This is a genomic window from Actinophytocola sp. (assembly GCF_050699935.1).
Taxonomy (GTDB): domain Bacteria; phylum Actinomycetota; class Actinomycetes; order Mycobacteriales; family Pseudonocardiaceae; genus Actinophytocola.
Genome location: NZ_JBOHGB010000009.1, coordinates 84,348 through 101,658, shown reverse-complemented (window position 1 = coordinate 101,658; position 17,311 = coordinate 84,348). Strand labels below are relative to the sequence as shown.

The 17,311-nt window shown below is 71.2% G+C and carries 9 protein-coding genes and 1 tRNA gene; 8 read left to right on the top strand and 2 right to left on the bottom strand.

Features of this window, described 5'->3' with window-relative positions; all coding sequences use genetic code 11:
* Positions 1-92: 92 nt before the first annotated feature.
* Both ACRDTB_RS06185 and ACRDTB_RS06180 read right to left on the bottom strand, forming a co-directional pair.
* Positions 93-165: transfer RNA gene (locus ACRDTB_RS06185), tRNA-Arg, on the bottom strand.
* A 110-nt stretch (positions 166-275) separates the two neighbouring features.
* Positions 276-1,352 (bottom strand): LacI family DNA-binding transcriptional regulator, encoded by a 1,077-nt coding sequence (locus ACRDTB_RS06180; RefSeq protein WP_431428987.1) that lies wholly within the window; start codon positions 1,350-1,352, stop codon positions 276-278.
* 97 nt (positions 1,353-1,449) lie between these two features.
* Here ACRDTB_RS06180 and ACRDTB_RS06175 point away from each other — a divergent pair, with 97 nt between their 5' ends.
* The 8 genes from ACRDTB_RS06175 to ACRDTB_RS06140 all read left to right on the top strand — a co-directional run bounded on the left by ACRDTB_RS06175 (position 1,450) and on the right by ACRDTB_RS06140 (position 17,258).
* A complete protein-coding gene (locus ACRDTB_RS06175) occupies positions 1,450-2,652 on the top strand; it encodes an MFS transporter (RefSeq protein WP_431428986.1) in 1,203 nt (400 codons plus the stop codon).
* Between the two features lie 13 nt (positions 2,653-2,665).
* Positions 2,666-4,651: a cytochrome c oxidase assembly protein gene (locus ACRDTB_RS06170; RefSeq protein ID WP_431428985.1), complete on the top strand. Its 1,986-nt coding sequence runs from the start codon at positions 2,666-2,668 to the stop codon at positions 4,649-4,651.
* Between the two features lie 212 nt (positions 4,652-4,863).
* Positions 4,864-5,283, top strand: a complete 420-nt coding sequence (locus ACRDTB_RS06165; protein WP_431428984.1) for a single-stranded DNA-binding protein — start codon at positions 4,864-4,866, stop codon at positions 5,281-5,283.
* Positions 5,284-5,405: 122 nt separating this feature from the next.
* A complete protein-coding gene (gene ettA, locus ACRDTB_RS06160) occupies positions 5,406-7,082 on the top strand; it encodes an energy-dependent translational throttle protein EttA (RefSeq protein ID WP_431428983.1) in 1,677 nt (558 codons plus the stop codon).
* An 18-nt stretch (positions 7,083-7,100) separates the two neighbouring features.
* Positions 7,101-11,069: a hypothetical protein gene (locus ACRDTB_RS06155; protein ID WP_431428982.1), complete on the top strand. Its 3,969-nt coding sequence runs from the start codon at positions 7,101-7,103 to the stop codon at positions 11,067-11,069.
* Between the two features lie 120 nt (positions 11,070-11,189).
* Complete coding sequence (locus ACRDTB_RS06150; RefSeq protein ID WP_431428981.1) at positions 11,190-16,172, top strand: NAD-glutamate dehydrogenase; 4,983 nt, start codon at positions 11,190-11,192, stop codon at positions 16,170-16,172.
* Positions 16,172-16,630, top strand: a complete 459-nt coding sequence (locus ACRDTB_RS06145; RefSeq protein WP_431428980.1) for an acyl-CoA thioesterase — start codon at positions 16,172-16,174, stop codon at positions 16,628-16,630. The genes ACRDTB_RS06150 and ACRDTB_RS06145 overlap by 1 nt, the downstream gene beginning before the upstream one ends.
* The gene (locus ACRDTB_RS06140; RefSeq protein ID WP_431428978.1) at positions 16,623-17,258 is read left to right on the top strand and encodes a hypothetical protein; all 636 of its coding nucleotides are present in this window, start codon (positions 16,623-16,625) and stop codon (positions 17,256-17,258) included. The genes ACRDTB_RS06145 and ACRDTB_RS06140 overlap by 8 nt, the downstream gene beginning before the upstream one ends.
* Positions 17,259-17,311: the final 53 nt, after the last annotated feature.

Sequence of the window (17,311 nt, the reverse complement as noted above, 5' to 3'; positions counted from 1 at the left end):
GGCCGACGGGTTCGTAAGTGGTGCGTTTGTGGTCTCTTCGGCCGTTTCGGTTCGGCCGGCCATGGTCAACATGGCGTTGACCTGGGTGTTTGCGCCCCCGGCAGGACTCGAACCTGCGACCCAGAGCTTAGAAGGCTCCTGCTCTGTCCGCTGAGCTACGAGGGCATGGTGGGCCGCGCCTGCCGAGTGGCAGGATGCTGCCCTTGGGTCTGATCGTTCGGGACCGCTCGGTCGTTTCCGAATCGGCTCAGATCGGGGGTGTGATTTGGTCCGGCTCAGTTCTCGGCGTGCCCCGTCGAGCCGCGGACCTGCAGGTCCACCCCAATGGTGACCGGTCTGCCCGGTCTCACCCCATCGAGCATCCGCAGCGCCAGTTCGCCGGCCCGTCTGCCCTTCTCGACAAGATCCTGCCGCACCGTGGTGAGGTCGGCCCAGGACGCGGCGGGAGTGTCATCGAACCCCACGATCGACACCTCCCCGGGCACGGACAGCCCAAGCTCCTCGGCCGCTCGCAGCGCGCCCAGCGCGAGCTCGTCGGACATGCACAGCACCGCGGTCGGCCTCGGCCGTAGCCCGAACAGCCACCTGGCGCCCTCCCTGCCCAACTCCCGGACACTGCCCGGCGCCTCCCAGAGCGGCACCTCACTAGCGACGATACCGTGTTCAGCCAGCCCTTTCAGGTAACCACCGATCCTGTCGAGGGCCACCCGAAAGGTGCCCTGCTCGATCCTTTGTGGACCAACGGGCCCGCGGTGGCCGTCCGCCCGCAGGCCGATGCACAGGATCGCCACTCGCCGGTGACCCAGGGAAGCCACGTGCCGGGCGGCGAGTAGTGCGCCGCCATGATCGTCGACCTGCACGCGGGCCGAACCGGTCAGCTCGGGCTGGTCCACGACCACCAGCGGCAGGTTTCGCTCGGCGACTGCCGCGAGCGCGGGCGCGTCGTCGGGCAGCGAGTAGGCCACCACCACGTCCGTCTGCGCGCGCATCACGTTCTCCGCCCGCGGTCCGCCGTCGCCCACGCCCGGGAGCAGCAGCAATGCCCGGTCCGGACTGTCCACCGTGGACGCCAGGCTGTCGAGCATGATGCACAGCGCGGGATCGGAGAACGCCGAGGACAGCCCGTCGCACAGCATGATCGCCACCGAGCCCGCGCGCTTCGTGGCCAGCGACCGCGCCACCGGGTCCGGGCCGGCGTACCCGAACTCCTTCGCCGTCCGGATGATCCGCTCGCGCAACCGCGCGGAGAGCTGGTCCGGCCGGTTGTAGGCGTTCGACACCGTCGCCCTGGACACCCCGACCTCGCGGGCGATGGTGTCTAGGGTGGGTCGCCGCATCCGGTCCGGACTCACCAGCCAAGCCTAGTTCGTGCCCACTCGCAAATGCGTGGCGACCGCTGAAGCGCTTCAGTTACCCTCGAACTAAGGGGCGAACGGGAGGGAGGCCGGGGTGCTCGCCGGACGGCTGTCGGTGTTCATCGTCTTCGCGCTCAACGGCATGGTGATCGGCTCGTGGGCGCCGCGAATGCCGACCGTCGCCGACCAGATCGACGCGAGCCCGGGGGAGCTGGGGCTCGCCCTGCTCGGCGCCAGTCTCGGCATGATCGCCGCCGCCTCGCTGACCGGCCGCTGGTGCGCCCGCTTCGGCGCCCGCGCGCTGGTGCTCGTGTCCGCCCTGGCCACCGTGGGGATCCTGCCGCTGATGGCCATCGTCACCTCGCCGCTACAACTCGGCATCGCGCTGATCCTGCTCGGCGCGAGCGTCGGCATGCTCGACGTGGCGATGAACGTCGCCGCGGTGACGGTCGTGCGCCGCACGGAGCGGCCGATCATGCCCGTCTTCCACGCGGGGTTCAGCTTCGGTGCGCTTGCCGGCTCGATCGGCGCCGCGTTCGCCGCCGGCCACGGCACCGCGCTGCTCGGCCACTTCCTCGCGATGTCGATCTTCGCGGTCGTGGTGACGCTCGCGGTCATCTGGTTCGTCCCGCGCGAGGAGCCGGCCGCCGACCCCGCCACGCACGCGTCGGCCGACCGCCGGATGCTGCGCCGGCCGGTGCTCTGGCTGCTCGGCGTGATCGCGCTCTGCTCGGCGATCGTCGAGGGCGGCAGCGGCGACTGGTCCGCCCTGTTCGCGGTGCGCGAGCGCGGGATGGACGAGGCGTCCGCGGCCATCACGTTCTCGGTCTTCTGCGTGGCCATGGGCGTGGTCAGGCTGTTCGGCGAGCGGGCGGAACGACGCTTCGGCGCGGACCGGATGCTGGTCGGCGGCGCGCTCGTGGCGGGCATCGGCCTGCTGGCGACGGCCATCGTGCCGAGCGGGCCCCTCGCGTTCGTCGGATTCGGGCTCGCCGGCGGTGGGCTGGCCTTCGCGTTCCCGGTGGCGCTCAACATGGCCGGCGCGGTGGGCCGCCGCGGCGACGGGACCGGCGGCGAGCGCGAGATCGGCTTCGTCACGACCATCGCCTACAGCGGCTTCCTGGTCGGACCGCCCATGCTCGGCGGGATCGCGCAGATCACGAACCTCGAAGTCGCCGTCGGGTTCACCGGTGTCGTCGCCATGCTGATCGTCCCCGCGGCGCTCGCGGCGGCCGCGGCCCGGCGCCGGGAGGAGAACGAGGCACCCGATCGGGTACCGGCCCTGAATCGTCGATGACTACGCTCTCAGCGTGTCCGTCGACAGTGCGCCCAAGCCCGCCCGGACCAGCGCGACGACCGCGGGCATCCTGCCGCTCATCGTCATCGGGATGCTGCTCGCCGCACTGACCGCGGTCGCGCTGCTGTCCATCACGGCGGGCGACGCGAGTGTCGTCAACGTCTACGGCCTGACCGTCGTGCGCGTGCTCGCCGAGATCGGCAGCGTGCTGACCGTCGGTTCGCTGATGTTCGCCGCGTTCATGGTGGCGCCGCAGAAGTCGGGCGTCATCGACGTCAGTGGGTACGCGGCGCTGCGGACGGCGTCGTGGGCGGCCGTCCTCTGGTCCCTCGCGGCGCTCGTGTCGGTGGTCTTCAACGAGGCCGACGCGATCAACAAGCCCGTCTCCGAAGTGTTGCGCTCGGACCTGCTGATCACCCTGTTCAGCGAGCTCGAGCAGCCCAAGGCGTGGTTTCTGACGTCCGTCGTCGCGCTCGTCGTCGCGGTCGGCTGCCGGTTCGCGCTGTCCTGGGGCGTGACCGCGACCCTGTTCGTGGTGGCGGTCTTCGGGATCATGCCGGTGGCCGCGACCGGGCACTCCTCGTCCGGCGGCCAGCACGACCTGGCCACCAACAGCCTGCTGTTCCACCTGGTCGCCGCGTCGCTGTGGGTTGGTGGGCTGGTGGCTCTGCTGGTGTTCGGCCGGCGGGTCACGACCGGCCCGGCGTTGCGGCTCGCCGCCACCCGGTTCTCGGCTACCGCGCTGGTCTGCTGGCTCATCATGGCCGCCTCGGGCGTGATCAACGCGTTGGTGCGGGTGCCCGTCTCCGACCTGTTCACGACGTCGTACGGCCTGCTCGTGGTGGCCAAGGTCGCGGCCCTGGTCGTGCTCGGCTGCTTCGGCTTCGCCCAGCGGCAGAAGGGCGTGCGCGACATCGTCGACGGCGCCACCAGCGGCGCGCTCGTGCGCCTGGCGGCGGTCGAGATCGTGGTCATGTTCCTCACGATCGGCATCGCCTCAGCCCTCGCCAGGACCCCGCCGCCGGGCCTCGACTACGTGCCCGACCCGATCGAGATCCAGCTCGGCTACACGCTCGAGGGCCCGCCCACGCTGCTGCGGCTGCTGACCGAGTGGCGGTTCGACCTCGTCTACGGCACGTTGGCGATCGTCCTCGCGGTGCTCTACCTGCTCGGTGTGCGCCGGCTGCGAGCCCGCGGCGACGCCTGGCCGGTCGGCCGGACCATCGCCTGGCTGCTCGGCTGCCTGACCATCCTGATCGCCACCTCGTCCGGTTTCGGCCGCTACGCGCCGGGCATGTTCAGCATCCACATGGAGACCCACATGATGCTGTCCATGCTGGCGCCGGTTTTCCTGGTGCTCGGCGGAGCGGTGACGCTGGCGCTGCGCGCGTTGCCGGTCGCCGGCCGGACCGGGCCGCCCGGTCCGCGGGAGTGGCTGCTCGCGATCGCGCGGTCGCCGGTGTCGCGGGTGCTCACCCATCCGGTGGTCGCGCTCGTGTTGTTCGTCGGCTCCTTCTACGTGCTGTACTTCTCCGGCTTGTTCGACGCCGCCCTGGAGAAGCACTGGGCACACCTTCTTATGAATGCTCACTTCCTGCTTGTGGGCTACGTCTTCTACTGGCCGGTGATCGGCATCGACCCGACGCCCCGGCGGCTGCCGCACCTGGCCCGGCTCGGCATGGTGTTCGCATCGCTGCCGTTCCACGCCTTCTTCGGCGTGATCCTCATGAGCACGCAGACCGTCATCGGCGAGCGGTTCTACCAGGCGCTGGGCCTGCCGTGGGCCGCCGACCTGCTCGGCGACCAGCAACTCGGCGGCGGCATCGCGTGGGCCGCCGGCGAGCTGCCGCTGGTGATCGTGCTGATCGCGCTGCTCATCCAGTGGGCCCGCGCCGACGATCGGGAGGCCAGGCGCGAGGACCGAAAGGCCGACGCCGAGGGCGACGCCGACCGGGCCGCCTACAACGAGATGCTGCGCAAGCTCTCGGAGCGTTCCTGAGCCGCTGACGACCGGGACACCCGCCCGTGCGGCGCTAGCACCACCCACCGACATTTCCTCCCGCCCGTGGCCTCGTCGCCCGCCGGTTGTCCACAACGAGCCGGTTGTCCACAGCTCGGCCACTCGCCGTCCCACGCGTCGTCCCGCCACGGCACTGTGGTCCATGTCAGCGGCGCCCGGCGCGCCGAGACGTCGACCGAGAGGAACCGGAGATGTTCGAGACGAGCCTGACCGTGGCCGGCAAGGTGGTCACCGAGATCACCCGCCACACCTTCCCCAGCGGTGACCGCAAGACCAGCTTCCGGCTGATGGCCCGGGAGCGCAGGTTCGACCGCGAGGTACAGGACTGGATCGACGGCGACAAGGTCTTCGTCCACGTCAACTGCTGGCGCCGACTCGCCGAAGGGGTGGCCGTGTCGCTGGTCAAGGGCGACAACGTCGTGGTCACCGGGCGGTTCTACGTGCGCGAGTACTTCACCGATAGCGGCGAGCGGCGCATCAGCAACGAGATCGATGCCCGCTCCGTCGGCCCGGACCTGGCCTGGTGCACGGTCTCGGTCGAACGACCGTCGCCGGGGCTGGTCTCCGCGAGTACCGGCGCCGCGACCGAGGAGGTGGTCGCCGCCGCCTGACGCGGGCGGATCCCTTGGGCGGCGGGTATGCGCCCGGTTGACGGCGATCCCGGCAAGATCGTCAGCCTTGTTGCGCCCCACCGCGGTCAGGGCCTGGCACGGGCCGCTCTACGATCGCGGTCATGGCCGAGTTCATCTACACCATGAAAAAGGTGCGCAAGGCGCACGGGGACAAGGTCATCCTCGACGACGTGACCATCATGTTCTACCCCGGAGCGAAGATCGGGGTGGTCGGTCCCAACGGAGCCGGTAAGTCCAGCGTGCTCAAGATCATGGCCGGATTGGACCAGCCCAACAACGGCGAGGCCTACCTGTCCCCCGGGTACACCGTCGGCATTCTGCAGCAGGAGCCGTCGCTCAACGAAGACAAGACCGTCCTCGGCAACGTCGAGGAGGGGGTCGGCGAGATCAAGCAGAAGCTCGACCGCTTCAACGAGATCGCCGAGAAGATGGCGACGGAGTACTCCGATGAGCTCATGGAGGAGATGGGGAAGCTTCAGGAGGATCTCGACCACGCCGACGCATGGGACCTCGACTCCCAGCTCGAGCAGGCGATGGACGCGCTGCGGTGTCCGCCGCGGGAGGCGGACGTCACGGTGCTCTCCGGTGGTGAGCGCCGCCGGGTGGCGCTGTGCAAGCTGCTGCTGTCCAAGCCCGACCTGCTGCTGCTGGACGAGCCCACCAACCACCTGGACGCCGAGAGCGTGCTGTGGCTCGAACAGCACCTCGCCCAGTACTCGGGCGCTGTCCTGGCCGTGACCCACGACCGGTACTTCCTGGACAACCTGTCGCAGTGGATCCTCGAGCTGGACCGCGGGCGCGCCCACCCGTACGAGGGCAACTACTCGACCTACCTGGAGAAGAAGGCCGAGCGGCTCGCGGTGCAGGGCAAGAAGGACCAGAAGCTGCAGAAGCGGCTCAAGGACGAGCTCGCGTGGGTGCGGTCCAACGCCAAGGCGCGCCAGACCAAGTCCCGGGCACGCCTCGAGCGCTACGAGGAGATGGCTGCGGAGGCCGAGCGCACCCGCAAGCTCGACTTCGAGGAGATCCAGATCCCGCCGGGGCCCCGGCTGGGCAACGTCGTGGTCGAGGTCGACAAGCTGCGCAAGGGGTTCGGCGACCGGGTGCTGATCGACGGGCTGTCGTTCGACCTGCCGCGCAACGGGATCATCGGCGTGATCGGGCCGAACGGCGTCGGCAAGACCACGCTGTTCAAGACGATCGTCGGCCTCGAGGAGCCGGACGAGGGCGAGGTCCGGGTCGGCGACACCGTGAAGCTGTCGTACGTGGACCAGGAGCGGGCCGGCATCGACCCGAGGAAGAACGTGTGGGAGGTGGTTTCCGAAGGTCTCGACTACATCCATGTGGGACATGTCGAGATGCCCTCCCGGGCCTACGTCAGCGCGTTCGGCTTCAAGGGTTCCGACCAGCAGAAGCTGGCGGGCGTGCTGTCCGGTGGCGAGCGCAACCGGCTCAACCTGGCGATGACCCTCAAGCAGGGTGGCAACCTGATCCTGCTCGACGAGCCGACGAACGACCTGGACGTGGAGACTCTCGGCTCGCTGGAGAACGCGCTCGAACAGTTCCCCGGGTGCGCCGTGGTCATTTCCCACGACAGGTGGTTCCTTGATCGCGTCGCTACCCATATCCTCGCGTGGGAAGGCACCGAGGAGAATCCCGCCAAGTGGTTCTGGTTCGAGGGCAACTTCGAGGGCTACGAGAAGAACAAGATCGACCGTCTTGGTGAGGAAGCCGCACGTCCCCACCGAGTCACCTACCGCAAGCTGACCCGGGACTAGGTTGGGGGCTCCGAGTAAGTGGCGGCCTGGAACGAACCACCGGCGGCCGGCGGGCTCGGCGAGTGCGCGGCACTCGTCCGCTCGGCCGAGGCGCTGCGCTTCAGTGCACCGGAGCTTGCCGTCCAGCTGGCTCGCCGGGCGCTGATCATCGGCGCCGAGTCGTCGGGAACCGGTGACGTCGGCCAGGCCAAGGTGCTGTCGATGCGGGCGCAGGCGGTGCTCGCCGCCGGGCTCGTCCGGATGAGCCACTACACCGACGCGGTCGAGCCTGGCTTCGCGGCCCTCGCCCTCGCGGAGGTCGAGGGTGTGGCCGACGTGGCCATGTCGGTCCGGCTCGATCTCGCCGCCTGTTCGCGAGAGGTCGGCGAGCCACTGCTGGGCTGCGCGGTGCTGCGGCCCGTACTGGACATGGCGCAGCCGAAGCCCTCGGTGCGCGCCGTCGCGCTCGGCCGGCTCGTGGGCTGCGTCGCACACGTCGGCCGCCGCGACGACATCGAGGACGTCCTCACCGAGGCCGACCGCCTCCTCGCCGCCGACGACGGGCTGAGCCCGGACCTGCTGCGGCTGGAGCGCGCCCGACTTTCGGTGCGGGCGGCGGTGTACCACCGCTGGTACGGCGACACGGAGGACGCGGCCGAAGCCGCCCGCGAGGGCCTCACGCAGCTGAACCGGCTGCGTGGCCTGCGGTCCGAGACAGCGCGGTTGCGTGCACAGCTGGTGCTCGAGCTGGCGTGTGCCCTGCTGGACGAGGGGGCGCTGGAGGAGGCCGCGTCGGTCTCGGAGGCGGTGCTGGCCGAGCCGGTCCGCGCGACGTCCGCGGCCGCGGTGGGCCGGCTGATGCTCGCCGTGTCGACGAGGGTGCACCTGCCGGCGGGCCGGGTGGACCGCGGCCGGGGACTGCTCGACCAGGCGGTGTGGGTGGCCGGGCGGCACGGCCTGGACGGTCTGCAGGCCGACGCGCTGACCGCGGTGTCCCAATTGGACGAGACGGCCGGCCACCCGGTGGCGGCGCTGGAGTCGTTGCACGGTGCCCGGGCGGCCGAGCAACGCCGCCTGCGGGCCGTGTCCCAGGCGGCTCGGCGCGTGCTGATCGAGGCGAATCCGGCGCAGTGGAACGTCAAGGCCGTCAACACGCTGCTGCGCTCGGTCGTCCGCGCGGCGGGCGAGCAGGCCGAACAGCCGGAGTGGCACCTGGCGGCCAGGCGGGTTACGCAGTCGGCGAGGCAGCATGCCGCACGCCGGCCCGCCGCCGTGCGGGCCGAGCCCCGGCCGGCCGCGCAAGCCGAGCCGACCGCGGCGTCGGAACAGACGCTCGGGAGCGAGCCCGAGACCACCTCACGCGCCAGCGGGCAGGCGGCGCGGACGAACCAGCAGCCGGCCGCGGCGCAAGCACGACCACCCGCGGCCGCCGAACGCGCGGACGAACGGGCCGATACGGACGAGGCGACCGGGCTGCTCAACAAGGAAGGGCTGATCCGCCGCCTGCGTTCGGTCCGCAACGGCGAGCGTCCGGTGGCGCTGACCCTCGTCCGGCTGGACGGCGATGCCGGCCCCGACCGGCTCGCCGTCACCCCTCCGGACACGGCGACCGACTTCGAGCTGAGCGAGCTGGCCGGCCGGGTACGCACGATCGTGCCGGACGACGCGGAGCTGGCCCGGTCGGACGGCGCGGAGCTGGCGGTGCTCCTGCCGCACACGACCCGGGACCAGGCGGAGAAGTTCGCCGCGGCCATCGAGTCGGCGTGGCTGCGCACCGAGAACGGCAACAGCATCAGCACGGGCGTCGTCCAGTCCAACCCGGACATTCCCACCGTCGACGCCCGAGCCCTCATCAACGCCGCCCGCCACGCGCTGACCCCGGCGGTGGCCGCCCCGAGCCACCCACGCCCGGCACCGCAGCCGACGGCGCACGACGAGCTGGCGGACCTGGCGGACCTGGACGCGGGCGACACCCTCCGCATCGGCCGAGCGATCATCGGTTCCCTGAGCATCCCCACAGGCAGCGGCGGCAAGCGCCGGGCCCCGGAACCGCCCGCGAGCCCGAGCCCCAACAACCCGAAGCGCCAGGACGACACCGGGACGGCACCCGCCGACGCCCGCGACAACACGGCCCCCGGCAACACGAACGCGACGGACTCCCCGCAGGACGCTCCCCGCCACGATCCACACAAGACGGAAGCCCTGGCCAAGATCTTCGACACCACGCCTACCGACGACGCAACGCCGGCCCCCCGACCCGACGACCGCACGGCCAACCCACCACACGACGCCACACCAGCTAACGCCGCGTCCAACGGCCCCGCGCACGGAGACGTGGACGCGAACGCCGCGCCCAGCGGCTCCGCGCAGGGCGATGCGGACGTGAACGCCGGGTCCGGCGGGTCTGTTGACGGTGTGGCACATCGTGAGGTCGATGCGATGAACCAATCCGTCGAGCGGTATGGCGGCATGGCCGGCCGGGACGTGAACGCCGGGTTCGGCGGGTCTGTTGACGGTGTGGCACATCGTGAGGTCGACGCGATGAACCAACCCGTCGAGCCGTCCGACAGCACGGCCGGCCGGGACGCGAACGTGACACCCCTGTTCGGTGAGTCCGGCGGCGACTCGGAGCGTCGAGGGACGTGGGCGGAGGCGGCTGAGGCTCCGACCAGCACGGCGCATCCCGACACGACCAAGTCGCCCGATTCGTCTGGTGGTGCTACGTTCCGCGAGACGCGCGAACAGAACCACACCGGCGAATCCAAGCCGGGCGACGCCACCGAACCGGCTGATGCGTCGAGCACATACACCTCCTCGACGTACGAGCAGACCAAGGCTGAGCTGTCGCGCCTGATGTCCGCCTTAGCCACCGGCTCCGTGCACGCGCCGCCGGACGCCACGGACGCCTCGCCGACCTTCGCGTCGACTCCGCTTCCCGCGCCGGCACACCCGGTCGAAGATCGCATGCGCAACGGCACGGCGGTCCCGCGCCAGTCGATCCCCACCCCACCCGACCCGGACGAGATCCCCGAGCCGCCACGCCGCCCGGACATCCCCGACCCGGACGAGCCGGAGCCCATCCCGCCCGCGCCGCCGGACCCCGGCCCACCACCGCCCGACGAGCCGGGCCCCCTCACCCCACCGAGCGCCGGCCGCCGCGTGAGCAGGCTCGCCGCCGCCTTCGGCGCGGGCCCCGACCGAGCCGGGAGCGCACCCCACAGCAGCACCACATTCGGTGGTGGCACGGGCACTTCCGCCGATCAGACCGGCGGGCCAGGCCGTCCGGCGGCCGGCGACACGAGCATCCACACCGAGGCCGCGGACCGCCCGCCGAACACCAGCAACCAAGCCGGCACACCGGACCAAGCGCCGGCAACGGGCGGGACCAACCACACCGCGCCAGCCATCGATGCGCCAGCCAGCTCGTTCGAACGGGACGTCCCGACGGGCCGGGCGCCGACCGCCGGCTCCGCTGACGGAGCCGCACGGGTCGGCGATGCGCTTCCGGCCGGTGCCGAGCGCGTCACCTCGACCGCCGGCGCCGAACGCGCCACCACGCCTGCCGACGCCGAACGGGCGGCTGTGGGCGGGGCGGCCGGCAGGGCTGAGCGGGCCACCGATTCGGGCCGCGTGGACTACTCCGGCGGGCGCGTCGACGCACTGAATCCAACTGGCGACCAGGGAGCCGGGAACGGGGCAGCCAGGGGCCGACGATCGGGTGGGCGGCGGTCCGAGCGGTCCTCGGACTCCACCACGATCGCCGGACTACTGGCCGAGGCGCTCGCCGCATACCAGGAGACCGCCGACGAGCCCTCGCCGAACCAGCGTGCGTCGAACGTGCCTGAGCCGACGCGGTCGACGTCGAACCAGGTCGAGCCGGTACGGCCGGCGACCATGCGGCCCGAGACGAACCAGACCGAGCGCCGGGAATCGGACGACGAGTTCGGGCGGCTCTTCGACTGGCGATACCAGTCGCCGGCCAGCGGGCGGCACCGATCGCCCGAATAAAGGCAGGACCGGTCGTTACCCTTGGTCCGACTCCGAATGCCCGTGACGGGATTCGTGATCAGATTAAGGTGTTTCCTGCATGTGGCACACCGACGTGCCGCCAATCGTGGAGTCGTGTAGATGACCTCGACCGGAACCCGCACCCACACGGGCTCGACCGCCGGCCTCAGAGCTGGTTCCCGCGAGGGGCCGGACAGCCCGGAGCAGGTTCGAGACGACCTCATCGAGCTTGCCGCCGCGGCCGCCGATGACCTCGCCGACCTGATCCGCCTCTACTACCGTCACATCCCGCCCGAGGAGATCATCGACCACGAGCCGGCCGACCTCGTCGGGACCGTGCGCTCGCATCGCCGCCTCGCCGAGCAGCGGGTGCCCGGCCGCCCCGCGGTCCGGGTCTTCAACCCCGACGTCGACACCGACGAGTGGTCGACCGCCGGCACGATCGTCCAGGTCGTCACCGACGACATGCCCTACCTGGTCGAATCCGTCTCCGCCGAGCTCGTCCGCAGCGGGCTGCAGGTCCACCGGGTCGTCCATCCGATCGTCGTCGTGAGCAGGGACGTCGCCGGGGGGCTGCGGGAGGTCCTGCCCAGCGCCGAGGCCGACGACCCGCCGCCGGACGCGCTCGCGGAGAGCTGGATGTCGATCGAGGTCGACCTCATCACCGACGCCGCCCGCGGCCGGGAGATCGTGAGCGGTCTCGAGAGCGTCCTCAACGACGTCCGCGAGGTCGTCGAGGACACCGCCAAGATGGCCGGCACCGCCCTCGCCCTCGCTGACCATCTCGAGGACCGCCCGCCGGTGGACGAGGACCAGGCCCGCGAGGGCGCCGCGCTGCTGCGCTGGCTCGCCGACGGCCACTTCACCTTCCTCGGCTACCGCCACTACGAGCTCGTCCACGACGGCGACAAGCCCGCCCTGCGCACGGTCCTCGCGAGCGGCCTCGGCGTGCTCCGCCAGGACAGCCTCGCCGCCCGCGACCTGACCACCGGCCCGGAGACCGCCACGCACGCGCTGTCGCCGGACCTGCTCGTGCTGACCGAGGCCAGCGCGCCCTCGACGATCGCGCGCAGCGTCTACCCGTACTACGTCGGCGTGAAGACGTTCGACGACGAGGCCAACGTGACCGGCGAGCACCGGTTCCTCGGCATCTTCACGATCACCGCCCTGCACGAGGACGTCCTCGACATCCCGGTGGTCGGCCGCCGCGTGCTGGAGGTGATCCACCGGGCCGGCTTCCCGCTGGACTCCTACACCGGCCAGAGGATGCTCGAGGTCATCCAGAACTGGCCCCGCTCCGAGCTGTTCTCCACCACCGCCGACACGCTGTACCAGACCACCACCGGCGTCATCGCGCTCGCGGACCGCCGGCGGCTGCGCCTGTTCCTGCGCCGTGACCCGTACGGCCGCTTCTACTCCTGCCTGGTCTTCCTGCCCCGCGACCGCTACACGACCTCCTCGCGTCTCGCGATGCAGGAGGTGCTGCTCGACGAGCTCGGCGGCAAGAACCTCGAGTTCTCCACCCGCATCGGCGAGACCTCCCTCGCACAGGTCCACTTCACCGTGCACACGGCCGACCCCGCGCGTGCCGTCGAGGCCGACGTCCCGCACATCCAGGCGCGGATGACCGAGGCCGTCCGCACCTGGGACGACCGCCTCGTCGAGGCCGTGTTCGCCGAGCAACGCGAGCAGGTCGCCGAGGGCGCCGCGCGGCCCGACGGGACGATCACCGTCGGCGCCGAGTCCGCGACCGAGCAGGGCCACCGGTTCGCCAGCGTCTTCCCGGAGGCCTACAAGGAGGATTTCGGCGCCGTCGAGGCGCTCGCGGACCTGCGCCGCCTCGAGGCGCTGCGGTACGACGGCGACATGGACATGTCGTTCTACGTGGCGCCGCACGCCGAACCGGGGGAGCGCCGGTTCAAGCTCTACCTCGCCGGGCACGGGGTCACGCTGTCCCAGGTGCTGCCGGTCCTGCAGCAGATGGGCGTCGAGGTCGTCGACGAGCGCCCGTACGAGCTGCGCCGCGAGGACGGCACGAAGTGGTGGATCTACGACTTCGGCCTGCGCGTCGAGCCGTCCGTGGTCGAGGGCCGCGCCGCCGAGGAGCGCGAGGAGCAGCGCGTCGCGTTCGAGGAGGCGTTCGGCGCGATCTGGCGCGGGGACGCCGAGGCGGACCGCTTCAACTCGCTCGTCCTGCACGCCGGGCTGACCTGGCGGCAGGCCGCCCTGCTCCGCGCGTACGCCCGCTACCTGCGCCAGGCCGGCACGCCGTACTCCACCGAGTACATCGAGGACGCCGTGCTCGGCCACACCGAGGTGGCGACCGCGCTCGTGCGGTTGTTCGAGACGAGGTTCGACACCCGGCTCGCCGCCCGGGAGCGGCAGGAGGCGGTCGACGGCCAGGTCGAGGCCATCACCAGGATGATCGACGAGGTCCACAGCCTCGACGCGGACCGCATCCTGCGCAGCGTCTCGACCCTGGTCTGCGCGACGCTGCGCACCAACCACCGGGTCCGCGACGAGAACGGCGCGCCGCGGCCGTTCCTCGCGATCAAGCTCGACCCGCACGCGGTGCCCGACCTGCCCGAGCCACGGCCGCGGTTCGAGGTCTTCGTGTACTCGCCACGAGTGGAGGGCGTGCACCTGCGGTTCGGCCCGGTCGCCCGCGGTGGCCTGCGCTGGTCGGACCGCCGGGAGGACTTCCGTACCGAGGTGCTCGGCCTGGTCAAGGCGCAGGCGGTCAAGAACGCAGTGATCGTGCCGGTCGGCGCGAAGGGCGGCTTCGTGGTCAAGCGGCCGCCGGTGCCGACGGGCGACCCGGGGCCGGATCGGGAGGCGTGGCTCGCCGAGGGCGTGGCGTGCTACCGGATGTTCGTCTCCGGCCTGCTCGACCTGACCGACGACCTGCGGGCCGGCAGGGTCGTGCCGGCCCCGGACGTGGTCCGCTACGACGACGACGACACCTACCTGGTCGTCGCCGCGGACAAGGGCACCGCGACGTTCTCCGACATCGCCAACGACGTCGCGAAGAGCTACGGCTTCTGGCTCGGCGACGCGTTCGCGAGCGGCGGCTCGGTCGGCTACGACCACAAGGCCATGGGCATCACCGCCCGCGGCGCGTGGGAGAGCGTCAAGCGGCACTTCCGTGAGCTGGGCGTCGACACCCAGACCGAGGAGTTCACCGCGGTCGGCATCGGTGACATGTCCGGCGACGTGTTCGGCAACGGCGTGGTGCTCTCCGAGCACATCCGGCTGGTCGCCGCGTTCGACCACCGGCACGTGTTCATCGACCCGGACCCCGACGCGGCCACCTCCTACGCCGAGCGGCGCCGCATGTTCGAGCTGCCCCGCTCCAGCTGGGACGACTACGACCGCTCGTGCATCAGCGAGGGTGGCGGCGTCTGGCCGCGCACGCTCAAGTCGATCCCGATCAGCGAGCGGGCCCGCGTCGCGCTCGGCCTGCCGGAGGGCACGGACAAGCTGTCGCCGCCGGAGCTGATCAAGCAGATCCTGCTGGCGCCCGTCGACCTGCTGTGGAACGGCGGTATCGGCACCTATGTCAAGGCGAGCACCGAGAGCAACGTCGAGGTCGGCGACAAGGCCAACGACGCGGCCCGGGTCGACGGCGCCGACCTGCGGGTCAAGGTCGTCGGCGAGGGCGGCAACCTCGGGCTGACCCAGCGCGGCCGCATCGAGTTCGCCAAGAACGGCGGCAAGGTCAACTCCGACGCGCTGGACAACTCGGCCGGCGTGGACTGCTCGGACCACGAGGTCAACATCAAGATCCTGCTGGGCCAGCTGGTCACCAACGGCGAGCTGGCCCAGGACCAGCGCAACGAGCTGCTCGAGTCGATGACCGACGAGGTCGGCGACCTCGTGCTCGACGACAACTACCGGCAGAACGCCGTGCTCGGCGTCAGCCGCGCGCACGCGGAGCCGATGCTGACCGTGCTCGCCCGGCTGGTCGCCTTCCTCGAGGAGCGCACGGGTCTGGACCGCGAGCTGGAGGCGCTGCCGTCCTCGCAGCGGTTCAAGGAGATGGACAAGAACGGCGAGGGCCTGACCTCGCCCGAGCTCGCCTCGCTGCTCGCACACGTCAAGCTGGCGCTCAAGGAGGAGGTCCTCGCGAGCGAGCTGCCGGACGCGGACGTGTTCGCCCGCCGGCTGCCCGAGTACTTCCCGACCCGGCTGCGCGAGCAGTTCGCCGAGGCCATCCCGGCGCACCCGCTGCGCCGCCAGATCACCACGACGCTGGTGGTCAACGAGGTCGTCGACGGCGGCGGCGTGTCCTACGCGTACCGGCTCGCCGAGGAGATGAACGCGACCGCCACCGACGCGGTCCGCGCCTTCACGGCCACCACCCGGATCTTCGACCTGCACAGCCTGTGGGACGACATCCGGGCGCTGGACAACATCGTGCCCACCGACGTCGCCGACGAGATGATGCTGGAGAGCCGGCGGCTGCTCGACCGGGCGTCGCGCTGGTTCCTGTCCAACCGCCCGCAGCCGCTCGCGGTCGGCGCGGAGATCAACCGGTTCCACAAGGTGGTCGCCGAGCTCGTCCCGGAGGTCGGCGGCCTGCTGCGAGGAGCCGAGCGGGAGGGCACCGCCAGGCACGCGGAGCAGCTCGTCGACCAGGGGGTGCCGGCCACGCTCGCGGCTCGGATCGCGTCGTTGCTCAACGGCTACTCGCTGCTGGACATCACCGAGGTGTCCGAGCTGGCCGAGCGGGACGCGGGCCTGGACACCGAGCGCAGCCCGTGGGAGACGGCCGAGCTGTACTACGCGCTGTCCGACCACCTCAACATCGACTCGATGCTGACCTCGGTCAGCGCGCTCGAGCGGGGCAACCGGTGGCACGCGCTGGCCCGGCTGGCGCTGCGCGACGACATGTACTGGTCGGTGCGGGCGATCACGCTGGACGTGTTGCGGCAGAGCGATCCGGGGACGTCGGCGGATGTCAAGATCGCGACCTGGGAGCACATCAACGCGTCTCGGCTCGCCCGTGCGCGAATGTCGCTGGAGGAGATCCAGCGGGCCGGCCGGCTCGATCTCGCCACACTGTCGGTCGCGGCCCGGCAGGTGCGCAGTATGGTCCGCTAGTGGGTGTGTTCATAGTCGAGGTCCGGCCGCGCTGGTCGGACATGGACGCGTACGGGCATGTGAACCATGCCAGCACGGTGACCCTGCTCGAAGAGGCCCGGATCGCGCTGCTGTTCGGCGAGGCGGCCCGGCACGGCGCCGTGCAGCTCTCGGCGGGCGTCGTCGTCGTGCGGATCGTCGTGGACTACCACGTGCCGCTGGTCGCCGACGGCGGTGCGGTGCTGGTGGCGGTGTCCCTGCGCGAGATGCGGTACGCCTCCTTCACCCTGGACTACGAGGTCCACAGTGGACCATCAGCTGACGATCCGGTCGCGGTGACCGCGGAGACGAAACTGGTGCCCTACGACGTGACGAGCAACCGGCCGCGGCGGATGTCCGATGTGGAGCGGGACTTCCTCGCCGCGTGGCGGAGCAACAACATCAGTGGGAACGGTATCCGTGGGGGCAGACGTGCCTGAGCTGGAGTTCGCCGACCGCGCCGAGCGCGACGACCTCGGTGCGTTCGTGGCCCGCGCCGTCCGGCTGGACGCCACGTCGGTGGTGCGGCTGCGCGACCGCGAGGGCGGCCGGATCGAGTCGTGGGTGGCGACGCCGTTCGACGTGCTGGCAACCCGGACCGTGCTCGGCGCGGTCGAGCCGGCCGACGTCACGGTGTCCGGCAGCGAGCTGCTCGCCGCGCTGTCGGTGTCGCGTGGGGAGCGGGTCGACCCGGGTCGGGTGCTGGACCTGCAGTGGCGTTCGGCGTTGCCGCCGCAGGCGCACTGGCAGGTCGTCGAGTCCCTGCCGGCGAAGATCGTGAACGACCTCGCGGACCGCGGGCTGGCGGTGGCGCGGGAGAACGTGGGCCCGCAAGGCACCCCGCCCGCGTCGCTGCTCGACCAGACGGTGCTGACCGTGACCGGCGACGGGCTCGAGGTCAAGATCCCGCTGCGGTGCCTGTTCGCCATGTCCGGCATGGGTTTCCTCGGTACCGGCTCGGCCGACGAGCAGGTTCGGGTCACCGCTACGGACGCCTGGCTGCGCATCGACGCCCGGTTCGGCGCGGTGGTCCGCCGACGGCACGCGCTGCTGCCGCTGCTGGTGTAGGTTGCCGAATCCTTACGTCCGCACGTAACGGCGACCGGATCGGGGCTGGAGGG

Coding starts and splice junctions, on each gene's coding strand:
- ACRDTB_RS06165 (WP_431428984.1), top strand. CDS start 4,864: ATGTTCGAGACGAGCCTGACCGTGGCCGGCAAGGTGGTCACCGAGATC.
- ACRDTB_RS06150 (WP_431428981.1), top strand. CDS start 11,190: ATGACCTCGACCGGAACCCGCACCCACACGGGCTCGACCGCCGGCCTC.
- ettA (WP_431428983.1), top strand. CDS start 5,406: ATGGCCGAGTTCATCTACACCATGAAAAAGGTGCGCAAGGCGCACGGG.